Origin of the sequence: Arthrobacter ramosus (assembly GCF_039535095.1) — a bacterium.
Taxonomy (GTDB): domain Bacteria; phylum Actinomycetota; class Actinomycetes; order Actinomycetales; family Micrococcaceae; genus Arthrobacter; species Arthrobacter ramosus.
The window spans coordinates 4,762,855-4,776,945 of the sequence record NZ_BAAAWN010000001.1; the positions used below are offsets into that span (position 1 = coordinate 4,762,855).

Consider the following 14,091-nt stretch of genomic DNA (forward strand, 5'->3'; position numbering starts at 1 on the left):
GCTTAGCCTTGATGCGAAACGTCGGTGCCCGCGTCAGGTCCTTGGCCGGTGAATGACTCCTGGCTGCCGACTCCCTGCGGGTGCGGGGACTGAGCGTCCAAGGGCTCTTCGAGACGCGCGGCCTTGGCCTCTTCCTGTGCCTCGCGTTCAGCCTTCTCTGCGCGGGATTCCACCGGCGGGATGGTCTGGACCGGACGGGACTCCTTGGAGAGCCACACCTCGCGGAAGTCACGCTTGCGGATGTCGCGGAAGATGTAGGCGATCTCGGCCTGATTCAGCGTTTCACGCTCAAGCAGTTCGAGGGCCAACTGATCCAGGACGTCCCGGTTCTCGGTCAGGATGGCATAGGCCTCGTCGTGGGCCTGATCGATCAGGCGGCGCACTTCCTCGTCAACGATGTACGCCACCGAGTCCGAGTAGTTGCGTTCTTGTGCCATGTCTCGACCCAGGAACGGCTCGCCGCCGCCTGCGCCAAGCTTCACGGCGCCGATGCGCTCGCTCATGCCGAACTGGGTGACCATCTTGCGCGCAGTTCCGGTGGCCTTTTCGATATCGTTCGAGGCGCCCGTCGAGGGGTCGTGGAAGACGATTTCCTCTGCAACGCGCCCACCCATGGCATAGGCCATTTGGTCCAGGAGTTCGTTGCGCGTGATCGAGTACTTGTCGTCCTCCGGGACAACCATGGTGTAGCCGAGGGCGCGGCCTCGGGGCAGGATGGTGATCTTCGTGACAGGGGCGGAATTGCGCAGTGCTGCCGCCACCAGGGCGTGGCCGCCCTCGTGGTAGGCGGTGATCTTCCGCTCCATTTCCTTCATGACGCGGCTACGCTTCTGCGGGCCGGCCATGACGCGGTCGATTGCCTCGTCCAGGGCGCGGTCGTCAATCAGGTTGGCATTGGACCTGGCAGTCAGGAGGGCGGCCTCGTTGAGCACGTTGGCAAGGTCCGCACCGGTGTAGCCCGGGGTCTTCTTCGCGACGCCCTTGAGGTCGACGCCGTGGGCCATCGGCTTGCCTTTGGCATGGACATTCAGGATCTGTTCGCGACCAATCAGGTCTGGTGCTTCAACAGTGATCTGGCGGTCGAAGCGGCCAGGACGGAGCAGGGCGGGATCCAGGACGTCCGGACGGTTGGTTGCCGCGATCAGGATGACGTTGGTCTTGACGTCGAAGCCGTCCATTTCGACCAGGAGCTGGTTGAGGGTCTGCTCGCGCTCGTCGTTGCCACCGCCAATACCGGCGCCACGGTGACGTCCGACGGCGTCGATCTCGTCAACGAAAATGATGGCGGGCGCATTTGCCTTGGCTTGTTCGAAGAGGTCGCGGACGCGGGAAGCGCCGACACCTACGAACATTTCAACGAAGTCCGAGCCGGAGATGGAGAAGAACGGGACGCCGGCCTCGCCTGCGACGGCGCGGGCCAGGAGGGTCTTGCCGGTGCCCGGAGGCCCGTACAACAGCACACCCTTGGGGATCTTTGCGCCAACAGCCTGGAACTTTGCCGGTTCCGCGAGGAATTCCTTGATCTCCTGGAGCTCTTCGACGGCTTCATCGGCACCGGCGACATCCGAGAAGGTGACCTGCGGCATGTCCTTGTTGACCAACTTGGCCTTCGACTTGCCGAACTGCATCACCTTGGAACCGCCGCCTTGCATGCGCGAGAGCAAGAACCAGAAAAGCACACCCAGCAGGAGTACGGGGATGAGGAGCGAGAACAGTCCGGAGAACCAGTTGTTCTCGACAGGCTGGTCCGTGAAGCCGCCGGATGGTTGGGCGTTGGTGACGGCCTTGACGACATCCCCGGCTCGCGCGGTGACGTAGAAGAACTGGACGTTCTTGCCCTTGTCCTGGCCATCGATGACGAGGTTGTCTTTCAGCGTCAGGTCAACGCGGTTCTCGGCATCGTAGATTTTGGCCTGGTCCACTTTGCCGCTCTGGGCGAGGATCGCGAGGCCCTTGTCGGTGTCGATACGGGTGGATCCACCGGGGGCAAGGGTTGCAAATGCCACCAGGAGCAAGCCGACTACGACAACAATCCAGATGCCCGGGCCCTTGAAGAAACTCTTAGCTTTCATCTGTTCGGGGGCTCCGCCCCGTCCCTCCTGGTAGTGCTGCACGGCGCAGCTTCTGCGCGCGTGTGGTGCTGCGTCAGTTTCTAGCTTTACACCGTTCGGAGTGATTCACGCATAGTGAGGGGCAAAAGTTCCCTCTAGGCGTACATGAACGCGGAATTCCGGAAACTCTCGGGGGAAATCCATGGTTCTTTCAGGATCCAACGTCACTGCAAAAAGCGAAAGCGGCCTCCCCAACAGGAGGCCGCTTTTCACTCCGCGAACCGCGCCGCGGTGGTTCGCTTCGGAAGAGCTATTCGTAAACGTGCGGGGCGAGGGTTCCCACAAAGTCCAGGTTGCGGTATTTCTCGGCGTAATCCAGTCCGTAGCCGACGACGAATTCGTTGGGGATGTCATAGCCGACATACTTGACGTCGATCTCGACCTTGGCGGCCGTAGGCTTACGGAATGCCGTGCAGATTTCCACGGAAGCGGTGCCTCGCGATTCGAGGTTGGTCTTGAGCCAGGAGAGGGTCAGGCCGGAATCGATAATGTCTTCGACAATCAGGACATCCTTGCCCATGAGGTCGGTATCAAGGTCCTTGAGGATGCGCACGACGCCGGAGGACTGGGTACCGGAGCCGTACGAAGACACCGCCATCCAGTCCATGCTGACGTGGCTGTGCAGCGCACGCGCGAGGTCTGCCATGACCATGACGGCGCCCTTGAGCACGCCGACGATCAGCAGCTCACGGCCCTCGTAGTCCTTGTCAATCTGTGCAGCAAGTTCGGCGATCCGTTGCTGGATCTGCTCCTTGGTGTAGAGAACGTGTTTGAGGTCTGCCTGGACGTCGTTTGAATCCACCAATGGCTCCTGTGTTGATGCGTGGGTGCGGCTACTGTTGGGGCGATCTTTGATGCCGGAATACTAGCTTCCCACAGCCGCCGCCTTCGCGGGGAACGGCAGTTCCCCCTGCCGAGGCCTCCCGCTCCAATTCGCTCAGTGATACGCGGTAGACGCTGACGCTTCCGGGAAGCTGCACGGGACCCGCCGATCCCTGCCGGCGCAGCAGCGCTTCGGCCGCCTGAAGCCGCCAGTAGCCGGGCTGTTGGCCCCCGACGTCGGCCGCTGCTTTGGCGATTACCCGGAACCTCAGCGCGGGAGACAATTCCCTCAACGGGTCTTCGGGGAGCCAGACTCCATCGTCGGTCCGGTTCACGAGGCCCGCATAGCTCTCTGCGGCAAGCTGCTCCAGGAAGTCAGCATCCTGTTGGAGGATCGCGGCGGTGCGGGCGAGTGATTCGGCAACACCGGGCCCCAGCTTGTCTTCAAGCAAGGGCATCACCTCAACCCGGGTCCGCGAGCGGGCGAAGGCGGGGTCCGCATTGCTGGGATCGTGCCAGGTTTCGAGTTCCTCGACCTCGCAGATTTCGAGCGTTTCCGCGCGGCGAAGGCCGAGGAAGGGACGAAGCAGCTTGCCGCGGGCGGGCCGCATTCCGGCGAGGGAGCGGGTTCCCGAGCCCCGGGACAGGCCCAGGAGTACCTGTTCGGCTTGGTCGTCCAGGGTGTGCCCGAGCAGGATTGCCCCACAATCGAGTTCCGTGGCTGCTGCTTCGAGGGCCGCGTGCCGGGCGTCCCGGGCTGCCGCCTCGGGCCCGAAGCCGGTAGCGGCCACCTCCACGGTCCGTAGCTGGACGGGCGAGAGGCCCAGCCCCTCCAGGATCGACACGGTTCGTGCCGCGACCTCACCCGAGCCTTCCTGCAGCTGGTGGTCAACCACGACGGCGGCCACACTCACGGGGCGGCCGTGCACATGGCCTCGGCGGGCGAAGTAGGCTGCCACTGAGGCAAGCGCCAAGGAGTCCGGCCCACCGCTGCAGGCCACGAGGATTCGCTCGGGATAGCCTGCGGAGGCCAGCGCGTCCTGCAACATGTTCCGCGCTTTGCCGACGACCGGCGCCAAACGCCCGGGACGCCGTCGTCCGCTGCTTGGTGCGCTTCCACTGCTTGCGCCCGGGCCCGATGTGGTACCTGCGGTCACAGCCCCATCCGCTCAAGCCACAGCTTGGAGTCGTGGATTTCGGTCTCTGTGGGCAGTTTTTCGGCCGATTCCCAGACCTGGTTCAAGCCCTCCATGCCAGCCACCGCAACCACTTCACGGACGAACTTGGCTCCGTCGCTGTACTGGCGCATCTTGGCATCCAGGCCGAGGATGTTGCGGATGAATTTCTCGATCATTCCGCGGTCCTTGCCCCGCGCGCTGAAGCGCTGCCGGATGGTCTTCACCGAGGGGATCAGGGAGGAATCGACGGCGTCCATCACCACGTTGGCGTGGCCTTCCAGCAAACTCATGACGGCTGTGAGGTGCGAAAGGGAGGCCTTTTCCTCGGGGTTTTGCAGCAGGTCCAGGATGGCCCCGCGGCCGGGCACGGCACCGGTGGAGCGGTCGCGCAGGGACCGGGCGGCAGCCGTGGCGCGGTCCATGATGGAGTCCACATTGCCGATCAGATTGGCGCTGAGGCGTTCGATTTCCTCAAGCATGTGGGTCCGGAGCCAGGGTGCCGCGGCGAACTGCACCCTGTGGGTCTGTTCGTGAAGGCAGACCCAGAGCCGGAAATCTTCAGGATCAACGTTGAGCTCGCGCTCCACGGAGATGATGTTCGGAGCGACAAGCAAGAGCCGGCCGGCAGGCGGCGCTTTCGAGTCCGGGGCGAGCGCGGCGAAGGGATCGTATTGGCCCAGGACCTTGCTCGACAAGAAGGCAAGCACAGCCCCGAGCTGGCTGCCGGTGATGGCGCCGCTCGCGGCCGCCGCAGCCGGTGTCATCGCCGGGCCCCGCCGGGAATCCAGCATTTGCTTAAGGGCCGGCTGGAGCATCACGGCAAAACTTTGGGTATTGGCCTTCGCCCACGACGCCCGGTCAACTACCAGCACGTGGGAATCGCGGAGATCGCGTGCGGCTTCCAAACCGGTGATGTCATGCACGTGCGGTACCGAGATGTCCGCGCTGAGACGCAGGCTGTCCACGGCTTTGCCGATCTGGGCCGGACTCAGTACCGGGCCGGGGGGAGCGAGCCGGGCGGCCGTGGAGGCGGCCAGCTCCCAGTTGATGAGGGACTGGGCTTGCTGCTGAGACTCCATACGAACCATCAGAACACAACAGTCTGAATCTGCACCCTTAAGTTCGCTCAGCGGCGAACGTCAGGCAGCTTGAACGTCAACCACCGGTGCAACCACATGACGCGAGTGCCGTGGCGGACCTGTCCAGCGCCACCTTGTTCCCCGCTGCGCCCGGCGTCAGGCCGTTGCCGATAAAAGAAAAGACCAGAAGACGGCCGTTCGCGTCCACTACATAGCCGCTCAAAGCGATCACCGAATTCAAGGTGCCGGTCTTGGCCCGTACCAGTCCCGCCCCTTGGGAGGTGCTGGCGTCTCCGTAGCGGTCGCCGAGCGTCCCGGTCAGTCCGGCCACCGGGAACCCGGCGAGGGCGGCTCGGAGACGAGTGTCCGGTCCCGAGGTGATTGCACGCACCACATCCGCGAACTGCCGCGCCGACACCTGGTTGCCCAAGGCAAGGCCGGACACGTCTGCCAAATGCATGGAGTCCGTGGCGATCCCCAGTTCCGCCACCTGGGCGCTTACTGCCGCCGTCGCGCCGTCGTTCGATCCCGGCTTTCCAGCGGACAGAGCAGCCATCCGGCCGAATACCTCGGCAAGGTAGTTGTCCGAGGTTTCGAGCATCAAGTCCACTTGCTCGCGGACGGTCGCAGACACCACGCTGGCGAGGACGTCCTGCTTTCCGGCCGGAGCGGAGGCGCGTTCCACGCCGGGGACCACCGTGAATCCGGCAGCGGCGCCCGCGGCCTGGAGCTTCTCTGCGAAAGCCTCGGCGGCGGTGAGCGCGGCGTCTTGCGGACGCGCACCGGTGGTTGCCCCCGGGCTTGTCCGGGCCGAGTTCAGGGCGATCGGAAAGATTGGCGCAGTTTCGCCGGCAGCGACGTCGTCGAGGCTCCACGCCGGATTCAAAGCCGGACCGGTGAATAGTCCATCGTCCAATTGCACCGTGACCGGGCCTTTCACGCCGCGGCCCTGGAGCGCTTTTGCCGCATCGCTTGCGAGCGTCTCCAAGCCGGCATGGCCAAGCACCTCGCTTGGCTGGGAGGGGCCGTCGCCGAGCAGGACGTCACCTCCGGCGCTCAGGATGATGGTCGACGCCGAAGGTCCCGCGAGGACCCGCGTGCTGAAGCGTGTCTCCGGGCCGATCGCCCGCAGCGCCGCGACTGCCGTGAGCAGCTTCATGTTGGACGCCGGCACCCGGTTCTTGGCGCCGTCGCGATCGTAAAGCGGAAGTCCGGTCAACGCGTCCTCAACGACGCCGGTGAAGTCTCCCCCGCCGTCGGGCGTCAGGAGGGCGTTGAGCTGGTTTGTGACATCGGCCGGCAGCGGTACCGGGGCGGAAGCGTCCAAGGGCGCAACGATCTGGGTGCGGCTCAGCTGCTTGGGGACCTGTTGCCAGGCCGGCACCTTGGGGGCGGGCGTACCGGCTGCCCCCATGAATCCAGGACCGAGGAATCCGGGTGCGACTCCGAGGCCCATCGGCACGGCCAAGGCCGCGATGACCAACGTCAACAAAACCAGTGGTAGAAAGCGGACGACGCGCTTCGACGCAGGCTTCGCGGGCTTCCTGGGTCTGAGAACGGGAGTCTCCTGCTGTTCCGGAGCCTGCTTTTCAGCCCCCGCCTCGTCAACGCCCTTCATGCGGCTTTAGTCCTCAAAGTCTTGAATGTCCCCACCGTTTCAAGAAACTTGGGCCTCTCGCTATATCCTCAATAGTAGTCGGCGGCGTCGGCTGCTCTGTTGCCGCGCCCATGCCAATACCGTCAAGGAGCATTCCATGAAGCACGACGTCACGATCGAGATCCCCAAGGGGTCGCGCGTCAAGTACGAAGTTGACCACGAGACCGGCCGCGTCCGCCTGGACCGCGTCCTGTTCACCTCCATGCAGTACCCCACCCACTACGGGTTCTTCGAGAACACCCTTGGCGAGGACGGCGACCCGCTGGACGCACTGGTGCTCCTGCAGGACTTCGACCTGTACCCCGGCGTGATCGTTGAGTCCCGCCCCATCGGCGTTTTCAACATGACCGACGACGGCGGCGGAGACGCCAAGGTCCTGTGCGTTCCGGCGGACCCGCGTTTCGACCACATCCAGGAAATCACCGATGTCAGCGAATTCCTGATCAAGGAAATCGAGCACTTCTTCACCCGTTACAAGGACCTTGAGCCGGGTAAGTGGGTCAAGGCTGAAGGCTGGGCCGACCGCGCAGCCGCCGAAGCCGAGCTGGAAGCTTCGATCAAGCGTTACGTTCCGGTCTCCCACTAAGGCTAGTTTCACCTGCCCGACGGCGGCGGGTGCGGTTCCATGCGAACCGCACCCGCCGCCGTCGTTCGTTAATCGGTTGGCCCCGACGCGGAACGGATCGGCTCGCAATCGCCGGGCACCCGCCGTCGTAACGAGCAGTTCGCTCTGAATTAACCGCTTGAAAGTCAACTACCTGCCGGTAATGTTTGATCCACCATGTTCACGCTGACCATCAACCAACGCGACAGCCGCGGCAACGGGGACCTCGTACCGCAGCTGCTCAAAGACTTGCGCCATATCCCTGCGTGCTTGGACTTTGACCGCTCGGTGGAGGACGAAGTCCAGGGCATCGTGGAATTCCCGCATCAGGCCGTGGATTCAGCGCTCATCGCCCTGCGGAGCGGACAGTGGTATGTGGGAATCGGCGTCGGACCCGTCAACGAACCCCTGCCCAAGCAAATCAAAGACGCCTCCGGACACGGCCTGGTCTATGCACGCCGCGCCGTGGACCGCTTGCGGAATGGCAAAGAGCGGGTCCCTGTGGCCGTCGAGGGGCCGATCGCTGCCCTCGCTGCCGAATCGGAGGCAGTACTGCGGCTCCTAGGGCACATTGTGCAGCATCGGAGCGTTGCTGAGTGGCGCGTCCTGGACTTGCTGACGCCGGGCGTGCGTGGACAACAGAAGGCCGTGGCCCAGGAACTGGGGATCAGCACCCAAGCCGTAAGTAAGGCCCTGGCCCGCGCCCAATGGGTGGAGGAGCACGCCGCCAGGCCGGCCGCAGCCCGCTTGCTGCAGTTGATCCTCGAGGTTTACTGACTGCGTCGGCACGCCTTCGGCCATATCGTCCTCGACACACCATTCCTCCCGGCCTACCTTGAGTCCATGATCTCCAAGCCAAAGCTTGGGCGGCTTCTTCCCGCGCCCAGGCAGGCCGTCACAGGCCACCGACTCCTGTTTGCCGCAAAGACGGCCGTCGCGGCCGGGTTGGCTTGGTACCTCGCGCCGTTCATGCCTGGGACGGCCGCCTCCTATCCCTACTACGCGCCCTTGGGCGTCTTGGTCAGCATGCACCCCACCGTTGCGGCTTCCGCCAAGCACGGGCTGCAAAGCCTGCTGGGACTCGCATTGGGCATTGCCATGGCCTTCGCAGTGACCACAGTCACGGCCCCGAACGTAATGGCGGTGGCCGTCGTCGTCGGCCTGGGCGTGGTTATCGGCGGCCTGCCAAGGCTTGGAAGCGCCTCCGAGTGGGTTCCCATGGCGGCGTTGTTCGTGCTGGTCCTGGGTTATTCGAATGCGCAGGGATTCTCTTTCGCATACGTCCTGCAAATGGGCATGGGAGTGGCAGTCGGTTTCGCCGTGAACTGGCTGGTCTTCCCGCCCCTGCATCTCGAAGGCATCGATCCTGCCATCGACGGACACCAACGGGCACTGTCCAAGCAACTCAGGGACATGGCCAGCGCCATGACGGAATCCTGGCCACCGAACCATGAAGAATGGGCAAGCCGCAGCGGCGAGCTCGCACGTACCGCGACCGCGGTGCGGACAGCTGTCCAGGCGGCGAAGTTGAGCGCAAAGGCGAACCCGAGGTCCCACCGTCGGGCTCGGCGCCTGCCCGCCGACCTGGCCGGTTTGCGCGCGCTGGAACGGCTTACCTTTCACGTCCAGGACATCACGGACGTCCTGGCAAGCGTCATCTGGGAAGAGGACGCGGGAACGGTCATTCCGGAGGGTGTCCCGCCAAATTTGGCTGATGCCCTGGAGGAGGTTGCAACAGCGATCCGGCAATGGCGGCATGGAGACTCCGAAGACATCAAGAATGCGCTGGAAGAAGCCCGGGAGAGGGTGGCAGCACTGAGTGAAACCGTCACCGAAGCCGCCGCCGGCCACGCGCCCGTTAACGCCACCGCGTCGGTCGCGATGAGCCTGCGGCGTATCATCACCGTGGTCTCCGACGCCGCCTGAGCTGCGGTGAGCGTCCGCGGCCGGCCCCGCTGGGGGCTGTTACACCAAGCGACGCAGGATGAGGGCCGCACCGTCGTCGTACACCGAAGCGGTAACCTCATCCGCGACGGCGATGACTTCCTCAGGCGCCTGGCCCATGGCGACACCGCGCCCGGCCCAGCTGAGCATCTCGATGTCATTGCGGCCGTCCCCCACTGCCACCGTGTGGCGGGGGTGGGTGCCGAGCCGCTGGCGCAACTGCTCCAAAGCGCTGGCCTTGGTCACCCCGGCGGCGGCGATATCCAGCCAGGCCGTCCAGCCCACTGAATAGGTGACCCCGGACAGCCCGATCTTGCGAATGGCCGTGGAAAATTCTTCAGCCGTGTTCTCGCTGCTGAACACCACGACACGCACCGCAGTGGCATCGAGCATCGTCTGGAAGTCGACGCCGATTGCCTCAACGCCGAAGCTGGCGTCCTGGAACCGCTCGGTGGAGAGGAAGTTCCCGTCCTCGTCCTCGAGCGCGTACTTGGCGGACGGAAGCTGCTCGCGAAGAGCCATCAGCGCCGGGGCGGGATCGAAAGTGGCTTTGTGAATGATCTCGTAGCCTGTGTCCAGCTGGGGGTCGAGCCGCAACGTGACGCCGCCGTTGCAGCACACGGCATACCCGCGATCCAGTCCGATCTGCTCAATGATGGGCAAGGTGGCGTTCAACGAGCGGCCGGTGGCGATCAGGACGTCATGTCCGTGGGCGACGACTGCCCTTGCGGCGTCGCGGACACTTGGCGACATGTGGCCATCGTGATCCACGAGGGTTCCGTCGACGTCCAACGCGATCATGAGTTTGTGATTCAAATTCCGCTGGTCATCGATGCCAGCGACTGAGGTACCAGTCAAAATAGTCATGCCTCCAGTGAAGCAGACCTCACCCGGCACCAGCTAGGACGCAGGACACAGCAACGGATTAACACGCGGTGAATACTCCCAGGTTTGTCCACAGTGTGAGTGTTAACCTGAGGCTCTGGCGCGAGGCCTGGGCGGTACCTGGCACGCGGCCCATTTCCCATCCCGCAGCCCCATCCCGCGGCCGGTTTTCCATTCCGCAGCCCCATCCCGCGGCCTGTTTCCCATTCGGGCGCTTGTGGACAGGGGATCTGAAACTAGAGCCGGGGTCGGCTCCGAGGCCGTAGTCCGGCGCGGAGGAGCTTCTGCCGAAGACGGCCTGGCTGCTCCAGATCCGCCCAATTCCACCTGACGACGGTGAACCCCAAGGCACGGATGCTGTCCTCACGTAGCTTCTCCCGATACACGACCTCTTCCGCGCTCCAATCCCCCCGCATGTCCTCGTCCGCGTACTTTTGCTTGCCATCGAATTCGCCCGCGATCAATTCCTCCGGCCACCAGAAATCGGTTCTGGCAACGAACTGGCCGGAGTCTACAATCGTGTGCTGTTGGAGCGGTTGCTCAAAGCCCAACAGTTCAATGACAGCCCTGCTGAACGACTCCCCGACCGATTCGGCCTTCGTGTTAGCCAAGCTCGCGATGCGGACTGCCCGGTGCTTGGTGGCATCAGCCACAATGCCGTCCAGTGTCAAGGCGATCCCAGGGTGTTCGATCAAGCAGGCACCTTGCCCCAGCAAACCCTGTTCCCACAGCATTCGTGCGATTCCGTCAGCTACAACCAGCGCGCGGCTGAAGGACGAGGTACACATGACATCCATGGCAGTCTGCACCGGACTCGTGCACGAAAAATGGCCGGAAACCACGGCCTGCGCGTCGCGTCGAAGGACGTACCGCATGGGATGGTTGCCTGCATTCCGGGCCTTTTCGGCAAGCGCGCTGTTTCCGTGGACCACAAACGTTGCTGGCCGCCGTCCCGTGATTCGCTCCGAGGAAGTAGCTAGATCGACGAACTCCGGGGGGCGAAGTGTCGGGACGCCGAGCACGACAGCCGCGGACTCACCGCAAAAGACCGGCTGGTCGAATGCCAGACCGACCGCCGCTGCGGACCACTCGAACCTCTGGGCAGGTGTCGCTTCCACCCAGGTGGAGGTTTTCACGTAGTACCCGCGCCTCAGCCGGACGAGGCGGCCTGCCCTGAACGGCCGGTGAATCACAGCTGTGGAGCCGGTGAGAGCCAGCCGCTCGGCGGAGACAATGAGCTGCGGAGGGATGTCCATGGAATTACTATCCATGGATCGTTCCGCAGAGTCAGCCGTGCTTTGGCTCTATGTGGACAAAGCCGGGCTGTGGAGGACGAGTGCGCCCCGGCATTCCGGGGCTACAGAACGGGCAGGACCTCAAGGCCGCCGATGTACTTCTGGAGTGCCTTGGGGACGTTGACCGAGCCATCGGGGTTCTGGTGGTGCTCCAGGATGGCCACGATCCAGCGGGTAGTGGCCAGCGTGCCATTCAGGGTCGCGACGGCGCGGGTGCCTTTTGCTACGCCGTCCTCATTGACCGCCCGCTCACGGATGTTGAGGCGGCGGGCCTGGAAGGTGGTGCAGTTGGACGTAGAGGTGAGTTCGCGGTATGCGTTCTGGGTGGGGACCCAGGCTTCGCAGTCGAACTTCCGGGCCGCGGACATGCCGAGATCGCCCGCCGCGGTGTCGATCACGCGGTACGGGAGCTCGACCTTGGCCAGCATTTCCTCTTCCCAGGCCAGGAGTCGCTCGTGCTCGGCAGCGGCTTCTTCAACCGTGGTGTAGCTGAACATCTCCACCTTGTTGAACTGGTGGACGCGGATGATGCCGCGGGTGTCCTTGCCGTGCGAACCGGCTTCGCGGCGGTAGCAGGAACTCTGCCCGGCGTAGCGGATGGGGCCGGCGGAAAGGTCCAGGATCTCGTCCGAGTGGTAGCCGGCGAGGGCCACTTCCGAGGTTCCCACGAGGTAGAGGTCGTCTTCGGCGAGACGGTAGATCTCGGCGTCGTGCTTTACATCGAAACCGGTGCCCTGCATGATCTCCGGACGCACCAAAGTGGGGGTGATCATCGGTACGAAGCCGGCCTCGATGGCTTGGTCCATGGCCATCTGCAGCAGTGCCATCTCCAGGCGGGCACCGACGCCGCGGAGGAAGTAGAAGCGCGCACCGGACACCTTGGCGCCGCGTTCCATGTCGATCGCGCCGATGAGTTCGCCGATTTCCAGGTGGTCCCGTGGCTCGAAATCAGGGAATTCGCGTGGGGTGCCGACCGTCTTGACCACCACGAAGTCGTCCTCGCCACCCTCGGGCACACCGTCCACAATCAGGTTGGGGATGACACGGAGCAGCTCTTCCTGCTTGGCCTGCGCGGCGTCGGCTTCGGCAGAGGCGGCCTTGACCGAGTTGGCCAGTTCCTTGACCTCGGCCAACAGCGCCTGCTTTTCCTCGCCCTTGGCCTGTGCCACCTTCTTGCCGAAGACGTTCTGCTCCGCACGGAGGTTCTCGTAGCGGATCAGTGCCGCGCGGCGGTCTGCGTCGGCGGAAATGATCGCGTCCACCACGGACTCGTCGGCGCCGCGGGCGCGCTGGCTGGCACGGAACTTGTCCGGGTTTTCGCTGAGGTCTTTTACGTCGATCACCAGACAAGAGTATCGAATGAGCGAGCAGCTCCGCGGCCAGCGCCCGACGGCGGCAGGCACCCCCTGCCGCCGTGCACGGCCGCACCTGTAGCGGGATAGGGTTGAAGCACCATGAGCGACTGGATCCTGTACGTGATTCTGGCTGGGGGCGTGGTCTTCGCCGTCTCCAGTTGGTGGGGCGTGCGCCGCCTCAGGGCCAGGCATACCCGCAGCGCTGTACGCGAAGACGCTCACAAGCCCGAAGCCGGCTTGCAAAGGGTGGCCGTGATCCTCAACCCGGTGAAGGCGAAGGCCGAGGACGCGCGGAGGATCATCCGGGGAGCCTGCCATCTTGCGGGCTGGGACGAACCCCGTTTCTTCGACACCACCGCGGAGGACCCCGGCCATTCGCAGACCAAGGCGGCACTCGCATATAAGCCCGACGTCGTACTCGTCGGCGGCGGCGACGGTACCGTGCGCGTCGTGGCAGAGACCCTCGCGCACACCGATGTCGCGATGGGCTTGATTCCCCTCGGAACCGGAAACCTGCTGGCACGCAACGTGAATCTGGATGTCAACGATCTGCGGGGCAACGTCCACACAGCGCTCTTCGGTCACCAGCGCTACATCGACACCGCCCGAATGGCGATCCACAACGAGCGGACAGGCGCCTCTTCCGAGCATGCTTTCCTGGTGATCGCGGGCATGGGACTGGATGCCGAGGTTGTGGGCGATACCAATGACGGCCTCAAGAAGGCAGTCGGCTGGCTGGCCTACACCGAGGCGGGCGTCCGCCACCTACCGGGTCGGCGCAAAAGGGTCTCCATTGCAATGGACGACGAGCCCGAGCAATCCCGGAAAATCCGAAGCGTCCTGTTCGCCAACTGCGGCCTGATTCCAGGGGGCATCGACTTCATCCCCGGGGCGATGATCGACGACGGCGTCCTGGACGTTGTGGTCATGAGCCCCCGCAGCGCCATCGGCTGGATCGCGGTGTACGCCAAAATCTTGTTCAAGCACAACCGGAACCTGCCGGTCATGAATTACTACCGTTCGGGCAAGGTGGTCATCAGCAGCAGCGAACCGATGGCCACGCAACTTGACGGTGATCCCTCGGGCGAAGCCACAAAAGTCACCGTCAAGGTGGAGCCGCGTTCTCTCTTGGTACGCGTGCAATAAGCGGTGCGCGTGCGA

The 14,091-nt window shown here is 64.1% G+C and carries 12 protein-coding genes; 4 read left to right on the forward strand and 8 right to left on the reverse strand.

From position 1 onward, the window contains the following. Positions 1 to 2 precede the first annotated feature (2 nt). The 5 genes from ftsH to dacB form a co-directional block, all read right to left on the reverse strand. Positions 3 to 2,072 carry an ATP-dependent zinc metalloprotease FtsH gene (ftsH, locus tag ABD742_RS21945; protein WP_234754894.1) on the reverse strand — a complete coding sequence of 690 codons (2,070 nt, stop codon included), beginning with the start codon at positions 2,070 to 2,072 and terminating at the stop codon, positions 3 to 5. A 289-nt stretch (positions 2,073 to 2,361) separates the two neighbouring features. After that, positions 2,362 to 2,913 carry a hypoxanthine phosphoribosyltransferase gene (gene hpt, locus ABD742_RS21950; protein ID WP_059388924.1) on the reverse strand — a complete coding sequence of 184 codons (552 nt, stop codon included), beginning with the start codon at positions 2,911 to 2,913 and terminating at the stop codon, positions 2,362 to 2,364. Between the two features lie 31 nt (positions 2,914 to 2,944). Continuing rightward, on the reverse strand, positions 2,945 to 3,982 hold the full coding sequence (gene tilS / locus ABD742_RS21955; protein ID WP_234754893.1) for a tRNA lysidine(34) synthetase TilS: 1,038 nt from the start codon (positions 3,980 to 3,982) through the stop codon (positions 2,945 to 2,947). 104 nt (positions 3,983 to 4,086) lie between these two features. Next, positions 4,087 to 5,190 carry a zinc-dependent metalloprotease gene (locus ABD742_RS21960; protein WP_234754892.1) on the reverse strand — a complete coding sequence of 368 codons (1,104 nt, stop codon included), beginning with the start codon at positions 5,188 to 5,190 and terminating at the stop codon, positions 4,087 to 4,089. Between the two features lie 76 nt (positions 5,191 to 5,266). Then, positions 5,267 to 6,808 carry a D-alanyl-D-alanine carboxypeptidase/D-alanyl-D-alanine endopeptidase gene (dacB, locus tag ABD742_RS21965; RefSeq protein ID WP_372460990.1) on the reverse strand — a complete coding sequence of 514 codons (1,542 nt, stop codon included), beginning with the start codon at positions 6,806 to 6,808 and terminating at the stop codon, positions 5,267 to 5,269. Positions 6,809 to 6,944: 136 nt separating this feature from the next. Here dacB and ABD742_RS21970 point away from each other — a divergent pair, with 136 nt between their 5' ends. From ABD742_RS21970 to ABD742_RS21980, 3 genes are all read left to right on the forward strand, one after another. Further along, positions 6,945 to 7,433: an inorganic diphosphatase gene (locus tag ABD742_RS21970; RefSeq protein WP_344789058.1), complete on the forward strand. Its 489-nt coding sequence runs from the start codon at positions 6,945 to 6,947 to the stop codon at positions 7,431 to 7,433. 195 nt (positions 7,434 to 7,628) lie between these two features. Continuing rightward, complete coding sequence (locus tag ABD742_RS21975) at positions 7,629 to 8,228, forward strand: hypothetical protein (protein WP_234754890.1); 600 nt, start codon at positions 7,629 to 7,631, stop codon at positions 8,226 to 8,228. Positions 8,229 to 8,294: 66 nt separating this feature from the next. Then, positions 8,295 to 9,377: an FUSC family protein gene (locus ABD742_RS21980; RefSeq protein ID WP_234754889.1), complete on the forward strand. Its 1,083-nt coding sequence runs from the start codon at positions 8,295 to 8,297 to the stop codon at positions 9,375 to 9,377. A 39-nt stretch (positions 9,378 to 9,416) separates the two neighbouring features. Here ABD742_RS21980 and ABD742_RS21985 read toward each other — a convergent pair whose 3' ends face one another. From ABD742_RS21985 to serS, 3 genes are all read right to left on the reverse strand, one after another. Beyond that, positions 9,417 to 10,262, reverse strand: a complete 846-nt coding sequence (locus ABD742_RS21985; RefSeq protein WP_234754888.1) for an HAD family hydrolase — start codon at positions 10,260 to 10,262, stop codon at positions 9,417 to 9,419. Between the two features lie 254 nt (positions 10,263 to 10,516). Beyond that, positions 10,517 to 11,551, reverse strand: a complete 1,035-nt coding sequence (locus ABD742_RS21990; RefSeq protein ID WP_234754887.1) for a hypothetical protein — start codon at positions 11,549 to 11,551, stop codon at positions 10,517 to 10,519. 86 nt (positions 11,552 to 11,637) lie between these two features. Next, the gene (gene serS, locus ABD742_RS21995; protein WP_234754886.1) at positions 11,638 to 12,918 is read right to left on the reverse strand and encodes a serine--tRNA ligase; all 1,281 of its coding nucleotides are present in this window, start codon (positions 12,916 to 12,918) and stop codon (positions 11,638 to 11,640) included. Positions 12,919 to 13,029: 111 nt separating this feature from the next. On the opposite strand from serS, the gene ABD742_RS22000 reads away from it, so the two are divergent. Next, a complete protein-coding gene (locus ABD742_RS22000; protein WP_234754885.1) occupies positions 13,030 to 14,076 on the forward strand; it encodes a diacylglycerol kinase family protein in 1,047 nt (348 codons plus the stop codon). The last annotated feature ends 15 nt before the right edge of the window (positions 14,077 to 14,091 follow it).

Excerpts from the sequence above, each read along its gene's own strand:
- ABD742_RS21990 (WP_234754887.1), bottom strand. The coding sequence starts at position 11,551 with ATGGATAGTAATTCCATGGACATCCCTCCGCAGCTCATTGTCTCCGCC.
- ABD742_RS22000 (WP_234754885.1), top strand. The coding sequence starts at position 13,030 with ATGAGCGACTGGATCCTGTACGTGATTCTGGCTGGGGGCGTGGTCTTC.
- dacB (WP_372460990.1), bottom strand. The coding sequence starts at position 6,808 with ATGAAGGGCGTTGACGAGGCGGGGGCTGAAAAGCAGGCTCCGGAACAG.
- ABD742_RS21970 (WP_344789058.1), top strand. The coding sequence starts at position 6,945 with ATGAAGCACGACGTCACGATCGAGATCCCCAAGGGGTCGCGCGTCAAG.
- ABD742_RS21985 (WP_234754888.1), bottom strand. The coding sequence starts at position 10,262 with ATGACTATTTTGACTGGTACCTCAGTCGCTGGCATCGATGACCAGCGG.
- ftsH (WP_234754894.1), bottom strand. The coding sequence starts at position 2,072 with ATGAAAGCTAAGAGTTTCTTCAAGGGCCCGGGCATCTGGATTGTTGTC.
- ABD742_RS21980 (WP_234754889.1), top strand. The coding sequence starts at position 8,295 with ATGATCTCCAAGCCAAAGCTTGGGCGGCTTCTTCCCGCGCCCAGGCAG.
- tilS (WP_234754893.1), bottom strand. The coding sequence starts at position 3,982 with ATGTTGCAGGACGCGCTGGCCTCCGCAGGCTATCCCGAGCGAATCCTC.
- ABD742_RS21960 (WP_234754892.1), bottom strand. The coding sequence starts at position 5,190 with ATGGAGTCTCAGCAGCAAGCCCAGTCCCTCATCAACTGGGAGCTGGCC.
- ABD742_RS21975 (WP_234754890.1), top strand. The coding sequence starts at position 7,629 with ATGTTCACGCTGACCATCAACCAACGCGACAGCCGCGGCAACGGGGAC.